At 42.4% G+C, this 14,531-nt stretch carries 13 protein-coding genes; all 13 read right to left on the bottom strand.

The window, feature by feature from the left end:
- Positions 1-921: glycosyltransferase family 8 protein (locus V7D78_RS13690; protein WP_333609016.1), on the bottom strand; the 921-nt coding region annotated here is incomplete at its 3' end.
- Positions 922-1,037: 116 nt separating this feature from the next.
- Positions 1,038-3,848 (bottom strand): 6-hydroxymethylpterin diphosphokinase MptE-like protein, encoded by a 2,811-nt coding sequence (locus tag V7D78_RS13685; protein WP_333609015.1) that lies wholly within the window; start codon positions 3,846-3,848, stop codon positions 1,038-1,040.
- Between the two features lie 13 nt (positions 3,849-3,861).
- Entirely contained in the window at positions 3,862-4,179 is a 318-nt protein-coding gene (locus V7D78_RS13680) for a hypothetical protein (RefSeq protein ID WP_333609014.1), read from the bottom strand.
- Positions 4,179-4,607 (bottom strand): flagellar export chaperone FliS, encoded by a 429-nt coding sequence (gene fliS / locus V7D78_RS13675; protein ID WP_333609013.1) that lies wholly within the window; start codon positions 4,605-4,607, stop codon positions 4,179-4,181. The genes V7D78_RS13680 and fliS overlap by 1 nt, the downstream gene beginning before the upstream one ends.
- Positions 4,608-4,635: 28 nt before the next feature.
- Positions 4,636-6,099, bottom strand: a complete 1,464-nt coding sequence (fliD, locus tag V7D78_RS13670; protein WP_333609012.1) for a flagellar filament capping protein FliD — start codon at positions 6,097-6,099, stop codon at positions 4,636-4,638.
- 25 nt (positions 6,100-6,124) lie between these two features.
- Entirely contained in the window at positions 6,125-6,520 is a 396-nt protein-coding gene (locus tag V7D78_RS13665) for a flagellar protein FlaG (RefSeq protein WP_333609011.1), read from the bottom strand.
- Positions 6,521-6,603: 83 nt separating this feature from the next.
- A complete protein-coding gene (locus V7D78_RS13660) occupies positions 6,604-7,449 on the bottom strand; it encodes a flagellin N-terminal helical domain-containing protein (protein ID WP_333609010.1) in 846 nt (281 codons plus the stop codon).
- 202 nt (positions 7,450-7,651) lie between these two features.
- On the bottom strand, positions 7,652-8,695 hold the full coding sequence (locus tag V7D78_RS13655) for a glycosyltransferase (protein ID WP_333609009.1): 1,044 nt from the start codon (positions 8,693-8,695) through the stop codon (positions 7,652-7,654).
- 147 nt (positions 8,696-8,842) lie between these two features.
- The gene (locus V7D78_RS13650) at positions 8,843-9,691 is read right to left on the bottom strand and encodes a flagellin N-terminal helical domain-containing protein (protein WP_333609008.1); all 849 of its coding nucleotides are present in this window, start codon (positions 9,689-9,691) and stop codon (positions 8,843-8,845) included.
- Positions 9,692-9,930: 239 nt separating this feature from the next.
- Complete coding sequence (flgL, locus tag V7D78_RS13645) at positions 9,931-11,166, bottom strand: flagellar hook-associated protein FlgL (protein ID WP_333609007.1); 1,236 nt, start codon at positions 11,164-11,166, stop codon at positions 9,931-9,933.
- Between the two features lie 4 nt (positions 11,167-11,170).
- A complete protein-coding gene (gene flgK, locus V7D78_RS13640) occupies positions 11,171-13,201 on the bottom strand; it encodes a flagellar hook-associated protein FlgK (RefSeq protein WP_333609006.1) in 2,031 nt (676 codons plus the stop codon).
- A 34-nt stretch (positions 13,202-13,235) separates the two neighbouring features.
- Positions 13,236-14,300 (bottom strand): flagellar assembly peptidoglycan hydrolase FlgJ, encoded by a 1,065-nt coding sequence (gene flgJ / locus V7D78_RS13635; protein WP_333609005.1) that lies wholly within the window; start codon positions 14,298-14,300, stop codon positions 13,236-13,238.
- A gap of 1 nt (position 14,301) precedes the next feature.
- Positions 14,302-14,531: flagellar basal body P-ring protein FlgI (locus V7D78_RS13630; RefSeq protein ID WP_333609004.1), on the bottom strand; the 230-nt coding region annotated here is incomplete at its 5' end.

The following is a 14,531-nucleotide window of genomic DNA, read 5'->3' as shown; positions in this document are numbered from 1 at the left end:
GGCTTGTAGCCAGGCCACCAAACGCCGGCCCCGTTGGCCACCACCATAAATAACCAAGCGTCCTGCAACTAATTTTTGCTGTAAAGACGCCAGTAAGGCTTCGTCAGCCCCATCAAGAAAATGAATTAAAGGGACATCTGCAAACGGCGTATGCTGTTTATGCCACAAATAATCTGCCCGGTTTGGGTGACTTGCACCAAAATGCCAGGGCTTTTCCTGTCCGGTAAAATGCACAATAGCAGGCTCAGAACAACATTGCTTACGCACAGCATAGGTCTGGTAATTCCAGCGTTCAGCAATATATGTACAACGACCATCAAGCGCGACGTTAAGGCCATCCTGATCGTTATATTCCCACTCAGGGTGTTGCAACAGGGCATCGATGACCTTTTGTGAAATCAATTTGTCCCGCCATTGGCATAGGTCTATTAACATCATGCCGGCATTAAAGTAATTAGATTCAGTTAACTGCAAAGTCGTCCATCGAGACTGCGCACATAATGCGCTGTCTGAAACAACTGCAACTATAGCTCCCTGCAGAGGCTCTTGCCATAATGTACTAATATCTGCTGTAGCCAGCATATCTGCATCAAGAAACAGGACTTTGTTTAAATGAGGTAAGAGTTCAGCTAAAGCTAACCGATAATAAGTCACATCATTAAGACGTCCCTGATAGCGTTCACTAATCGGCAACCGGGTGTAGCTCGGCACCTCAGTAAAAAAATGTAGACGCCAATTAGCATGAGCAACCAGCATGAGTTTATGTTGTGTCAGAGGCGATAATTGACCAACAATATGAAGTGTTGCGCTGGTTTTTGTCGGCCAGTACTTAGCTATACTGTGCAAAAAAGTCGCAAGATGAACAGCGTAATTTTCATCAATACAAAATGCTAGCTGCATTTCGTCCTTTGAAGTATCCATCCTGTGCACTCCGATAAAATTCACTTTATTTCAGCAACATAAGTTACTATATTTCTTATTAAAAACCTCGATTTAAATTTCTAAGCTGGCAACTTTTCGCCTCATATCAGAAGCTTTTACCAGGTAGTTGTATCTAGCTTAAATTTTTCTGCCGCGAAATCCTCCGCCAATTGCGCCAGATATTCACTCCAAACGGAGGTAATCTCTTTAAATTGTGACAGCGCTTTTTCTTCCAGACGGTTATTATTCTGTTGCATCATTGGTAACAGCTTGGTCATCAGACTCAAAAAATAACAACTGCTGCGATAAAGTAAATAAAAAACAACACCTTCATATAAAGCAGCCTGCTGTTTGAATAAGATCCATTGTTGCTCAATAACACTTCTCGCGCTCATGTAGTCAGTTACAGGCTGTATCAATAGTTCACGCCACAATTTTACACATTCAACTATGCTATCAACACTATAGTGTCTGTCAAAATAGTTCAAATCGTTGCTGAAATCGTTTTCACTAGAACTCAGTTGTAAAAAATCAGATAAAATTACAGAAACATTTGTTTCTGGCTTAAATGTCAGAATTTGTCCCGGCTGTAATGACGAGGCTCCCGTTATAAATGCACCATCGCTGCAATTATAAATTTCGACAGAGTCAGGGTGAAACTTTATATTTTGCTCTAATATTCGACGAGAAATATCGAACTCAATTTTTGTTTTCACTGAAGGCCTGAAATTACCTGCCACAGGAATAGCTTGGCCATGTTTTTTTGAATAATCGTAGGTTGATTGGCCATTTTTGTAATAAATGGAATGGATTGAATGATGATTATTAATATCAACATAACCTAAATCTACACCCAATAAATATAATTGTTTAAAGCCAGCTTGTAGCAACCAATTTACTGCAAGATTAGAAACTGTAGGATAAGCGTACCTAAGCTGCGCTATACTTTCAGCATTTCTGAGTGCTTTGTTAAATAAGGTCGTTGAAGCCTCTCCCTCTTTAAAAGCAAGATATGTGTCAGCAAAAAGTGCAGCCGTATCCGGATGTATACCGTTAACAGATATAAGCCTGATTCTTTTTAGATAATCAACGTCCTTGACTTGAGTAATCCAGAGGTGAGTTGAACGGTTTTGTTCCACTTCAGCATGAAAATCTGGTGTTAAACCCAAATGATATAAAGGCTTTAATGCTGTGCCGCAGCTAACTAAAATAACATTGTGACGATGCTCTTTTATATAGTCTGCACATTGGTCTAGACTTGGGCCATTGCCAACAATAAAAACGGGTAACTGTGTTGCTTTGTGATGAATATAGCTACTACGATCAGCTTTTAACCAATTGTGCCCTAATTGAAAACTTTTGTAGGTATGACTTATGCCAAATCTTGCATGATCATAATAATCACCTATTGTAAGTACCACCTTTAACTGCTCGCGCAACCTATTTACGTTTTCATTTAAGAAAGCATTAGCAGTCGTCTGTAAAATATATGTACTAGCAATAGAGAAAGCACCAACACTATAGAACTGCTGCATTAAGTCATTGAAATAATCACTGCCATCACCACCAATATTCAGATATACACGTTTTTCTGTTAAAGCCGCCTCATTAAACAAGCCTGCCCAGTCTGTTACAAATAAACTGGCATAAAAATGTTCAATGTTCGGCTCACATAGGTATAAATTGGATATTTCACGGCGCGCTAATAATGATGGCAAAAACGCCCCTACTCCCAAGCCAAATATGATCAATGAATTAATCTGCTCAGGCACAATGCTTTTTTGCTGGGCCATTTCACTGAATAATGGCTGTAATTTAGCTATAGCTTGATAATGAACATAATGCCGGAATTTCCATGCAACTTTTTGCCCTAAAATAACATCGTCTTTAGAGGGTTGATTTAGAGAATAATTAATTGTCAGCTCAGCATCGATGTCTTTATCTTTATGCAAAAGAGCATTGCGTGCTGAGTGCCATAAGTTAACTTTACCGCACTCATCTTCAACTAAAAGCCATCTTTTAGCCTCAAAGCCTCGTATTAATTGAGCGATTTCAGGGTAAAACTGTTCAAAGGCCGTTATATTTTGCTCAAAACGATCATGAAGGCTTGAGTCGATGTGTTGGTATTGTTTGTTTCCTAAAATACCTTTGAATCGTACAGGCAAATAATCTGCCGGATGAGTATAGCCTAAGTATTGCCTGTTTTTTTTAAGTAATTCAGCCTTGTTGCCATTTAATTGGAATAATGTCGCTAGCACTTCATCTGTGACCGGGTTACTTAAATGTCTATAAACATAAAACTTTTGTAGCTTTGGGATATGCATGCATAATTCATTTAAGTCGCTAGCAATATCACTACCATCTTTTCCCATCTGAAGGGATATTAGCGTACCTTGCTTGGCAGAAGTAATAAAAATACTCTGCCAATCGACGCTTTTTACTGAACACTGCAACATAGTTAAATCAGGTTCATAAATAATTAAACAGCTAATTTTTCGTTCTGATATCAGTGGCAGAATTTGATGGCCTAACCCCATCCCCATCATGCAAACAACATCAACTTGTTCAGGCAATGCCTCTACTGACCAATGATCGGTCTGCTGAATAGGCGTAAGCGAGATGAAAGGCGCCTTAGAGATGAAATCCTTTACCTCTCGCTCTGCATCTTTATCTGGATCTTCTTCATAAACTGCCGTGCTATTTTGTCTATCAATCACATTAGCTTTTCCCTTGTTATTACAAAACAAAGAAAAACGGACTGATTCTTGTTCTACTTGATGAATCAACGGTAGTAAAGACGGACAATAATGCTCAAAGGCAATATGATTGATTTTTTTATGATAAGTAATAGATTCAGCTAGCTGTTGCTCATTTATGCTTTGCAATTTCGAGTGGAGCTGAATTTGGTTGTATAAAGAATAATGCATAACGATTAATTACTTATTCTAATTTATGGTTATCGTAACTGGCATTACCTTTTCTGGCACGTGTTATTTGAAGTAACTGTTCGGCAACAACCATTTTTTGCGAAGTGATTTCATTTGTTTCAATTATTAACCAGCTAAGTTGTAAAGCCAAGTAGTCAGCAAGTTCTTTATCAGACTTAGCTTGTACTGAATAATCTAAAAGAAGGTGTTCAAACTGTTTAATTAATTCAACTGCAGCTGCAGACTCCAAAAATGTATCATCAGCTAGCAGTTGCTTAAATTGCAGCCGGATTTGAGAAATATCAACTATCAATTGTTCAGGTAAGGGCATTAAGCCGCACCTTGTGCTAGCGAAGAACGCATAGCATAGCCTTTTTCTCTATCTACAACAGGAATTTGGTCCCAGGCAGACTTAATAGTCAACAATAAGTCCATCACTTCCTGTATCTTAGTTTGGCTTTGTTCGCGACTAGCAACGCTGAGCTCATTTAACATAAATTCGTAAAGTGAATATAAATTTTCAGAAATCTCACCACCAGCTTTCATATCGAGACTACTTTGTAATGCACCAATAATCGCCATGGTTTTAGAGATTGCCTCTGATTTACCTGCATAATTTTTACGCTCAATATGCCCTTTTGCTTTAGCCATATTTTCAAGAGCGCCTTGCATTAACAACTGAATTATACGATGCGGATCTGCCACTGCAAGATCATCTTTAACACCTACCGATTTGTAAGCTTTAATACCGTAGCTCATAATGCTCTCCAGATAGATTTAATGTGTTTTATTTGGATTTATTAGTAATGAAGCCGGGTAAACCTGATAAAGCAGCAGTAACACTTGTCTGTGTGCGTTGCATTTGTGCAAGCAAACCATCCAGTGCCGTATAGCGCTTGCGTAAAGATTCTTCAAAACTAGCTATATATCGGCCAGCAGCATCCGAAGCTTTAGTATTATTTGATAACTGGGTACGTATAGACGACTCTTTTGTTGCAATAATTCCACCAGACTGATTAAACTCTTTGATAAAGCCATCTAAGCTATTAATGAGCCCATCTGTCCCACCAAACATTTTAGCAACATTGTCATAATTCTCGGATAAGGCTTTATCAAAACGCTGCTTTCCCGTTTCGCCGCCAAATTCTGTAGAGGTACTAATTTCTAACTTGCCTGCTTTGTTAAAGGTAATTCCTAATGAATACAACGTATTCATTTCATCGTCACCACCGGCTATCGTAGTACCCATAATGCCACGCAATTGTGTCATCATAGATCGCGGGAGTGGATCGCCGTTTAGTGCGCCGCCATCAGCCGTTACTGTTGAACCATCAGCGCTCAGCGTACGTTTGCGAGTGAGGCTATTTACCTGATCGACTAATTCATTGTAGCTTTTGATAAAAGCATTAATGTTTTCTTCTGCGGCTTTCTTATTGGTGCTGATATCAAGCTTGGCATTGTTACCTAAGGGAGTTTCTGCTCTGACCGTTAAGGTGACATCCTGAATCACATCTGTAAAAGTGTTGGTACTGCTGCGCGAAATGATGCCATCCAGCTCCACTTCAGCATCCTGTGCAGCCTGCACCGAACTTAAGCCAGGTGTAGCGCCAGTAGGCACGGTAGACAGGTTATCTAGTTCAGCATCATTGTTGCTTACAACTAGATCATTTGCGTCACCACTTACAGATGAACTTAACACCAACTTAGTGCCAACACTGCCACCTGCATTAATGATATTGGCATTAACACCAAAATTATCAGCACTTTCGTTAATTTTTAACCTTAACTGGTTAAGTGTCATGCCGGCGGTAACGTCAATATCAAAACTTTTATCTCCCGCACTAAAGGTTAATGTGCCGTCGCTTGTGGCAATAACATCATTCGAGCTGCTATAGGCCAAGTCAGCACTTTCTAATCGACTGCCTCTGGCCAGTTGGTTAACCTTGATATCAAAACTCGAAGCCGCTGCCGTATTGCTGGCTGTAGCTTCAATAAAGGTTTTATCAGCAACAGGCTGGGTAATATTGACTGAGCGAGCTCTTAAGTTATCGCCGCCTAATTTTTTAGCAGCATCCTGAAATGCTGATAAGGCAGACTTTAACCGTCCTATACCGGATAAAGAGGCATCAAGAGTAGCTTTCGTTTTATTAATTCTGGCAAACTTGCTGTCACGTTCTACCCTGACTAAGGTAGAGACCAGCTCTTCCAGAGGCAAACCTGACGCTGCACCCAGAAAATTGATATTAGACATAGTTCACCTCTTGTTTTTTATAACATTAGACTTTTCGGTCAATTAATAAACCTAAAGACTGGCCCATCTCATCTTGCAGCCTTTTTATATCTTGCGCGACTTTTAATAAATCTTCTGACGGTATTTGCCGGATCAATTGATCTGTTGTCTGGTCAACCACTTTAATAATAGACCGACCGGAAAGCTCATCAACAGAAAAACTCAAAGAACGCTGCTCGATAACAGCCGCTCGATTAATGACATCTAAGGCCTGCTGCAAAACCTCTGGTTCAGGTTGTTTGGCAACGTTATTGCTTTCAACTGCTTCACTTTTTGAGACTACCGTACTTTTTAAGGCCGCATTTGAGTTGGTATTATTGCTATTAAACATTACCTTGTCGCTGCTAGAAATATCAGCGGCTTTATTGGTAAAGCTTAACATTGTTGTATTGCTAACGTTACTCATAATTCCTCCGGCAGTATAAACAAGGTGGAAGTGTTACTTCCACCTTGTAACTGTCTATTTTAGCCCAGTAACGATAATGCTGCCTGAGGCCGCTGATTCGCCTGCGCCAGAACAGTAGTACTGGTTTGCTGCAGAATCTGCGCCCGGGTCAACTCTGCGGTTTCTTTTGCAAAGTCAGTATCACGGATCCGTGCCCGCGCACCAGACACGTTTTCAGAGATATTCGATAAGTTACGAATGGTCGCCTGAAAACGGTTTTGAATAGCACCTAAATCAGCACGTTTACCATCAACTGCTTTTATTGCATCATCTATGGCAGTCATTGCTGCTGATGCGCCAGTAGCCCCTGTAGTGGCCAGATTAAAAGTATCCAGGCTCAGGCCAGCGGCAGTCCAAGCTGTTGCAGTGCCAGAAGCACTGACGTTTACGGAGATAAAGTCGTTAGCTGACGCCTGAGCACCCACTAACACCTTGGCCGAAAAGCCGCCATCCAACAACTTCTGACCACCGAACTCGGTAGTATTGGCGATACGAGTAATTTCTGTGCGTAGTGCATTGAACTCTTTTTGCAGCGCGTCTTTATCATCGGTATTTGAAATGCCGTTCTGAGCTTGCACTGATAATGTCCGCATCCGTTGCAGAGAACTGGTAATCTCCTCAAAGGCACCTTCAGCAACCTGAGCTAATGAAATACCATCATTAGCATTACGGGTTGCTTGATCCAGGCCATTGATCTGACTGGTTAAGCGGTTAGAGATCTGAAGGCCTGCCGCATCATCAGCTGCGCTGTTGATACGAAAACCTGATGATAAACGTTTAAATGCAGTATCTAAAGCACCACCAGAGTTTAACAGCTGGCGCTGAGCATTTAACGACGATGCGTTAGTGTTGACAAATAAAGCCATGAGTCACTCCTTAGTTTTTAGCTAAAAAATCAAGCCGCAAACTGTTGTTGATAATACGGTTAGCCCGTTAATTGAGCCAAGCTGCAACTTGGCTTATTCAGGTTATCGGCAGGAGTTTTATAAACTTTAGTGATTTTTTTATTTTTATTTTTATTTTTAGCAAGCATTATTTGGCAGCTGAATTTAAGAGGGGCTGAGAAAATCAGAAATCCGAGGCTAGTTGAAAGTAATGCTGGCTTTGATCTGTTTTACCCAGGCTTTGATAAAAAATAGCCAGGTTATGGGCTGCAAGAAAGCTGCCACGCCCAGCCACAGCACCATTAACCCCACTGACCTCCCCTTTTTTAAGGCAGTTAAGCCAGCACTGTTCAATTTTAGGAATAATCACTGTTGCCTGCACTGGCTGATGAATGGCAAGCTCAAGATAAAAATCTCCTAAGGCAAAGTCAAAATCAGCTGACAAATTACGCAAAGCGGATTCTTGCTCTGCCAACATCAAACCTTCAGAAAAACACTTGTGCTTTTTGTATAAAAATAGCAAGCGAATCACCAAATCGAGGCGCCAAGTTATAGCTTTGGAAGAAACATGCGATGCCTGTTCATAGTACTTTATCGCAGCAGCGGATTGACCTGCCAACTCTAGCTCTACGCCAAGCTTATAGTGAAGGTAACAATCATCGGGATCATGCTGTAAAGCGAGCTGCAAGAGTTGAAGGTTACGTTGTTTTTTAGCCTGCTGTTGAGCAGGTTCGTAACCATCATGCCCCAGCTGTATCTGTAGCGGCTTGACTGGCAATACATGTTCGGGTTGCTCATGGATTATACCTTTGTAACGCACCCCTTTTGGCAAGACTCTGCTAATAATACTGTGACCATGCTGTTTACAATCTGCAATGACATAGCTACTGACAATTTCAACAGAACCGACAAAATCAGGTTTTTGCTGGCGTAATTGCTGCAACGACTCTTTGCCGCGACTAAGCCACTCATCAGCATCTAAAATAATATTCCAGTCTGCATTTGAAAAAGCCAGTGCCGCATTTCTTGCTGCAGCAAAATCATTGCGCCAACGGAAGTGCTCAACCCTGGCACCACATGCACGTGCAAGTGCAACGGTGTTGTCTGTTGAACCTGTATCCAATACCAGCATTGAATCAACAAAAGGGGATATACTGTCCAGGCAACGCTGAATCGATCTTGCCTCGTTTTTAACAATCATCACTAAAGCAAGACTGAAAGTTAACATGACGATTCCTTTAAACGCTGGTTAACGCAGAACTCAAGTAAAGTAAAGCCACCATAAGGTGGCTTTTAATAAAGCGAGTCACTCCGCTGAAGCAAATCCGGCAAGACCATCTGATACTGCAATATCAGAAAGCTTCAGCTACTTGATTTACTGCAGTAAACTCAGTGCAGCCTGTGGACGCTGATTAGCCTGAGCTAATACAGTGGTACCCGTTTGTTGCAAGATTTGCGCCCGGGTTAATTCTGCCGTTTCTTTGGCAAAATCGGTATCACGGATCCGGGCGCGAGCACCAGACACGTTCTCAGAAATATTTGATAAATTTCGTACTGTCGCCTGGAAGCGGTTTTGTACAGCACCTAAGTCAGCACGTTTGCCATCTACGGCTTTAATCGCTAAATCTATAGTAGCCATTGCAGCAGAGGCACCTGTGGCTGTTCCAACAGCATCTGAAAGATCAAAGCCATCTAAACTCAAGCCAGTGGCTGTCCACCCTGCACCAGCCGCTGCGCTAACGTTAACAGAAATAAAGTCATTTGCTGTAGCCTGAGCACCAACCAACACTTTAGCTGAAAAGCCGCCTGTTAGCAGTTTTTGACCACCAAACTCTGTGGTTTCTGCAATCCGGGTAATTTCAGTGCGCAAAGCATTAAATTCTTTTTGTAACGCTTCTTTATCATCGGTATTTGAAATACCGTTTTGAGATTGAATGGCCAGGGTGCGCATCCGTTGCAAAGCATTGGTCATCTCATCAAAAGCACCTTCTGCGACCTGGGCTAGTGAAATGCCGTCATTTGCATTACGGGTTGCTTGATCCAAGCCATTGATTTGACTGGTTAAACGGTTAGATATTTGTAAGCCAGCGGCATCATCAGCAGCACTGTTGATGCGAAAACCAGATGACAAACGCTTGAAGGCGGTATCTAAAGCGCCACCTGAGTTGATCAATTGACGCTGAGCATTTAAAGATGAAGCATTGGTGTTTACGAATATAGACATGGTATTTTCCTCGCTTTTTAACTGGTAGTGGCAATTTTTACTTCGTATTGCCTGTTTCTTGCCGTGTTAAATAGTTATCGGAGGAAATTTGGAAAACTTGAGAATTTTTTTTTGCTTTTTTTAGTTTTTAAACCTTTGATTTATAATTTAAAAATAAATTAAAGTTGCAATTAAAGCTGCCGATAATAGCATCTTCAGTATTATTAACGAATCTGGCTAAATCGGCACAATAAAACGACTTAACGGATAAAATCAAATAAGGTTGTTGTCGCAATTTTACTGAATGTCGACGACACCGCCTGCAAGGCAATTTCCTGGCGTTTAATTTCTGTCATGGCCGCTGCAAAGTCCACTTCAGATAAATCAGCCTTATACTCCTTATTATTGATAATTAAATCTTCATTACCACCAAAGACGCTTTCCAGCACATTCAAGCGCCCACCAATATTGGCGAGGGTTCCATCCAATTTAGCAGCACTGCCCTCTGTTTGCGCCAGCACATCTCGAATAGCAGCTGTCAGTTGTTCACTAGTAAGATCCGTAGATTCCAATACAGAAATGAAATCTTGCATAGTATTCAGAATATTTTTTTTCTCAGGTGGAGGTAAAGTAAAGTCAACTTGCCCGGGAACAGCAGCAGCACCTCTGATTTGGATAGATAATCCATTAAAATTAATATTCTGACCATCCACAAAAGTCCCTGTCACAGCAGGCGACAAGGCAACACCATTTTGCAGGATTTGATAATTACTGGCTCCATCAATAACGATGTTATAGGTGTTATTAGCTGGCGTAGTGCTGTCAAAATTATTTTGATAAAATCCGTTAAACTGATTTTGCTCGGTAACATCAATTTTAACACTATCCGGACTGCCACTGATGACTACTGGCGGCGTGGTTTTAAAGCGTGCAAAAACATCATCAAAAACCGCTTTACCACTATCATTGCCTGGCAAACTAATAGAAGGGGATATCTGTAAAGCCCTAAAACCATCATCACCACGAAATTCATATTGACCCGTACTTTGTTCAAAAACATAGGCTGGTGTTTTATCTTGGAAACCGGCAAAAATATAACTGCCATCAGCACTTTTAGTATTCATCAGATCAAACAACTCTGTCTGGATATTTTTCAGTTCAAAGGCAATTGCTACCCGCTCACGTTCCGTATAGGTACCATTTCCTGAGGCGATAGCGAGCGTGCTGACCCTGTCAAAAGAGCTCCGCATATTGGTCAATACCGTCTCTTCAAGCGCAAGATTATTTTGCAACAACACACTATTCTTCTGAAACTGCTCGATTTGCGCCAGGTTTTGATCCAGACCCAACACCTTAGCGGCACCGGCCGGATCATCTGCCGGAGATAAAATGCGGGTTTGTTTAGTGAGTTGGTTTTCGGCCCGTGACATTTTTTTCTGCGTATCCAAAATGCCATTCAGACTTTGGTTAAATTGCATATTAAAGGATAAGCGCATGGGGTTACCTCACTGCCTGTAACAGGGTGTCGAAAATGGTTTGCGAGGTGGATAAAATCCGCGCCGCAGCTGCATAGCTTTGTTGAAAGCGAACTAAGTTAGCCGCTTCTTCGTCTAAACTGACGCCTGATAACGACTCATACCAAAGCGTGGTTTGTTCGAGTATAGCACCATAGGCTTCATCCGTGGTACGTGCCTGACGGGTGCGCTCACCAATGGTGCCGACCATAGTGGCGTACGACTGATTAAAACTGTATTCATTTACCGCATTCGGGACAGTTACCGCGTTACGGCGGGTAGTGGGGGCAGTTTGTAATTGTGCCATGGCCAAACCATTGCGGTTATCGTTAAAACCATTTTGGTTGTACTCCACGATAAAACGGTCACCTACTCTTGGCACACCACTAATATTTAAATCAAATCCATATTCTTCCAGGCCGCCGCCTGCAGTCGCAAATACATTGATATAGTTATTAGTACCATAATTGGCGGTACCTATTAAGGTATTGGTGCTATCAAAAATCCTGAATTCATTAGTATCATGGTAAACAATAGTAAAAGGCGCACCTGTTACTGTACTGGGCGGAGAAAATACCGTGCTAGCTGGGTCGGTACTGTTAATCGTTAAGCCATCTATCCGACCATTACCCAAATTGCCAGTTTCAAAGTTACCGCGCAACGGTCTAGCCAGGGCAATATCTTCTGGCCTGTTGGTCGCCATGGCAATTTGTCTTGATACACTGCTTAACGGTTTTAATAAAAATTGATCACCAGAGACTACACCGTTTAATTTTAGTTGCAGACCATAGAGGTCGTCATCCGGGCTATCTGCCGCAGTTAAATTTACTTCTGTACTGAAATCAAGGCCAGTAAAACTAATAGCCGAGTCTGGAATCACATTACCCTTATTGTCTACCGCTTCAATGGTTAATGAATCTGGCCCGGTGATATTCACCATAAAGTTATTGGGCGGTAGCTGATTGCCGCGGCCTGGCTCTAAACTAAAATCAATCCTGCCACTGGCGCTATTTTGCTGATATCGCAGTGCGCTAAATTCGGGTAAACGAAATAAATCACCACCAAACTGCCCATTTAATGTCATGCCTAATTTGTTTTGTTGATTTAATGCATCAGCTAACGATAAGGCTACCTGGCCTAATTGCGTTTGTACCGGATCTAAAATCTCTTCCCGATACGCCACTATAGCGCCTAACTTACCGCCAATATTTTTCGAGTTAACATCGCGCAGCACACTGCTGTTTGTGCTCAATTGTAATTGCAACTCTTTACGCGAGGCATCAGGGTCACCTCGCAAGGACAATAACCGAAATTCGCCCTGCTCTACCACTAACGACTGGCCATCATTCATAAATACCAGTTTTTCACCGTTATTTGCTTCCATTACTTTGATTTCAAGCATTTCAGATAGTTTTAAAATGGCCTGATCACGTTTATCAAGTAAGTCCAGAGGCATTGGCCGGCTGGCACCTCCGCCATAGGCGGCGATATCTTTATTTAGGATAGCAATTTGCTTTATGTAATCATTGGTTTCATTTACATAAATATCTAATTGTTCATTAATAAAATTTTCCTGATCCAAAATCAGGTTAGACATACCTTCAAAGCGGTCTAACAATGCCTTGGCACTGCCAATAATCAATTGCCGGTTAGCCAGCTGAGTGGGGTCATTATTTGCCGTTTGAATTTGTGCAAATAAATCGTTCATTCCGGTGGCAATGCTATTTGCCGGGTTTGAAAACAGCGCATCAACCCGATTCGCTTCCTGAACATACTGTTGTGAATAGGCATAATTAGAGGTATCACGACGCAGCTGTTTTAAGGTGAATTCATTAACCAGCCGTTCAGTCGTACCTCTGCCTTCTACCCCTAAACCCAAAATTTGCGCCTGATACTCTGTACGCTGCCGTACATAGCCAGGAGTATTAATATTGGCAATATTATTACTGGTGGTATTAAGCAAGCTACTGCTAGCTAATACCGCCGTTGTGCCAATTTTGAGTAAGTTATCTGACATCTGGTGCTCCACTGCCCAAAATCAGGCTGACAGGTTAGTCTTCGGCTGCGCTGTTTATTTCTTGAGTACTATTTAGCTCAGCACGTACTTGTTCAAAAGCCGGACTACGAAATACGGCCATAATTTTTTGTGCATAATTGGGATCCGTGGCATAACCCGCAGCCTGTAGCTCACTAAAATAGGCTGCCGGTTCATTGGCCACCTGAACTGCCTGCTGATAGCGCGGGCTGTTGGCAATAAAATGGCTGTAGTCGGCCAGACTCTGCTCAGGGCTTTGATATGAACGGAAGCGCGCTTGCTCACGCTGTGCCACACCTTGCCTGTATTCCAGCGTATCCACTACTGCCGTTTCACCCTGCCAATTACGGCTGGCTTTAATGCCAAATAAATTAAAACTATTATCGCCCGCGGCCGTTTTAATCATGCGTTGACCCCAACCGGTTTCCAGTGCAGCCTGGGCTATTATTGCCATAGGATCCAGGCCCAATGCTTTGGCGGCTTGTTTGGCCGCCGGTAACAAGCTGCGAACAAAATCAACCGGCGAGCTTATCTGCCAGTCCACTGGTTCAGAGGCAGTCACTTGCTTCGCTGGCACAGGTCCTGATTGATTAGCGGCAGGCTTAGTCAGGGCTGGCTGAGTATTCGCTGCCGCCATTCTGGGAGCTAATGTTAAAGGCCCAATACGGGGCGTTGCTGTTGTTGGCATCGCAAAGTCTGTTGGCTTGGCCGCCAGAGTAAACCCATCAGCATTTGTCATAGCACCCGGCATCAGCAGTTGATCACTTCTTTTTGGTCTGTTGGCTACTGCACTGGGGTCTAATTGTTGCACCAATAAATCAGCTAAGCCCAGGGCGCCCTTACTGGCTAAATCGGTTGACAGCTGGCTGTCATGCATATCACGGTAAAACTCGGTGGTCTGGCTGTTCATCATACCTTCGGCTTCAAAGGCAGCATTAGCTTTGCGCATACTGGTGAGCAGCATGCTCATAAAAATCGCTTCAAACTGCTCAGCCGCCTGGCGTAAACCGGCTTTATCATCCTGAGCACGAATTTGCTGCAGGCTGGCTACGTCATGATATGAAACCGAGGGTGCTTTCATGTTAAATTACCACTAACTCGCCATGGATAGCTCCGGCTTCTTTAAGTGCTTCGAGTATTGCCATTAAATCGCCTGGCGCGGCTCCTACCGCATTTACTGTGCGAACTAAGTCATCCAGAGTCACTCCTGGGTCAAATTTAAACATACGTGAGTTTTCCGGGTTAACATTAATAATGCTGTCACGTTCTACAGCAGTAACACCATCAGTAAATGGCTCGGGCTGAACTATGC

Origin of the sequence: Arsukibacterium sp., from assembly GCF_036735525.1 — a bacterium.
In the GTDB taxonomy this organism is placed as follows: Bacteria; Pseudomonadota; Gammaproteobacteria; order Enterobacterales; family Alteromonadaceae; genus Alishewanella.
The sequence above is the reverse complement of the archived record's forward strand: the minus strand, read 5'-3'. Positions and strand labels throughout refer to the sequence as shown.

What these genes read in the sequence shown, in the direction of transcription:
- V7D78_RS13685 (WP_333609015.1), bottom strand. Translation starts at nt 3,848, where the DNA reads ATGCATTATTCTTTATACAACCAAATTCAGCTCCACTCGAAATTGCAA.
- V7D78_RS13655 (WP_333609009.1), bottom strand. Translation starts at nt 8,695, where the DNA reads ATGTTAACTTTCAGTCTTGCTTTAGTGATGATTGTTAAAAACGAGGCA.
- V7D78_RS13650 (WP_333609008.1), bottom strand. Translation starts at nt 9,691, where the DNA reads ATGTCTATATTCGTAAACACCAATGCTTCATCTTTAAATGCTCAGCGT.
- flgJ (WP_333609005.1), bottom strand. Translation starts at nt 14,300, where the DNA reads ATGAAAGCACCCTCGGTTTCATATCATGACGTAGCCAGCCTGCAGCAA.
- fliS (WP_333609013.1), bottom strand. Translation starts at nt 4,607, where the DNA reads ATGAGCTACGGTATTAAAGCTTACAAATCGGTAGGTGTTAAAGATGAT.
- fliD (WP_333609012.1), bottom strand. Translation starts at nt 6,099, where the DNA reads ATGTCTAATATCAATTTTCTGGGTGCAGCGTCAGGTTTGCCTCTGGAA.
- V7D78_RS13665 (WP_333609011.1), bottom strand. Translation starts at nt 6,520, where the DNA reads ATGTTAAGCTTTACCAATAAAGCCGCTGATATTTCTAGCAGCGACAAG.
- V7D78_RS13680 (WP_333609014.1), bottom strand. Translation starts at nt 4,179, where the DNA reads ATGCCCTTACCTGAACAATTGATAGTTGATATTTCTCAAATCCGGCTG.
- flgK (WP_333609006.1), bottom strand. Translation starts at nt 13,201, where the DNA reads ATGTCAGATAACTTACTCAAAATTGGCACAACGGCGGTATTAGCTAGC.
- V7D78_RS13660 (WP_333609010.1), bottom strand. Translation starts at nt 7,449, where the DNA reads ATGGCTTTATTTGTCAACACTAACGCATCGTCGTTAAATGCTCAGCGC.
- flgL (WP_333609007.1), bottom strand. Translation starts at nt 11,166, where the DNA reads ATGCGCTTATCCTTTAATATGCAATTTAACCAAAGTCTGAATGGCATT.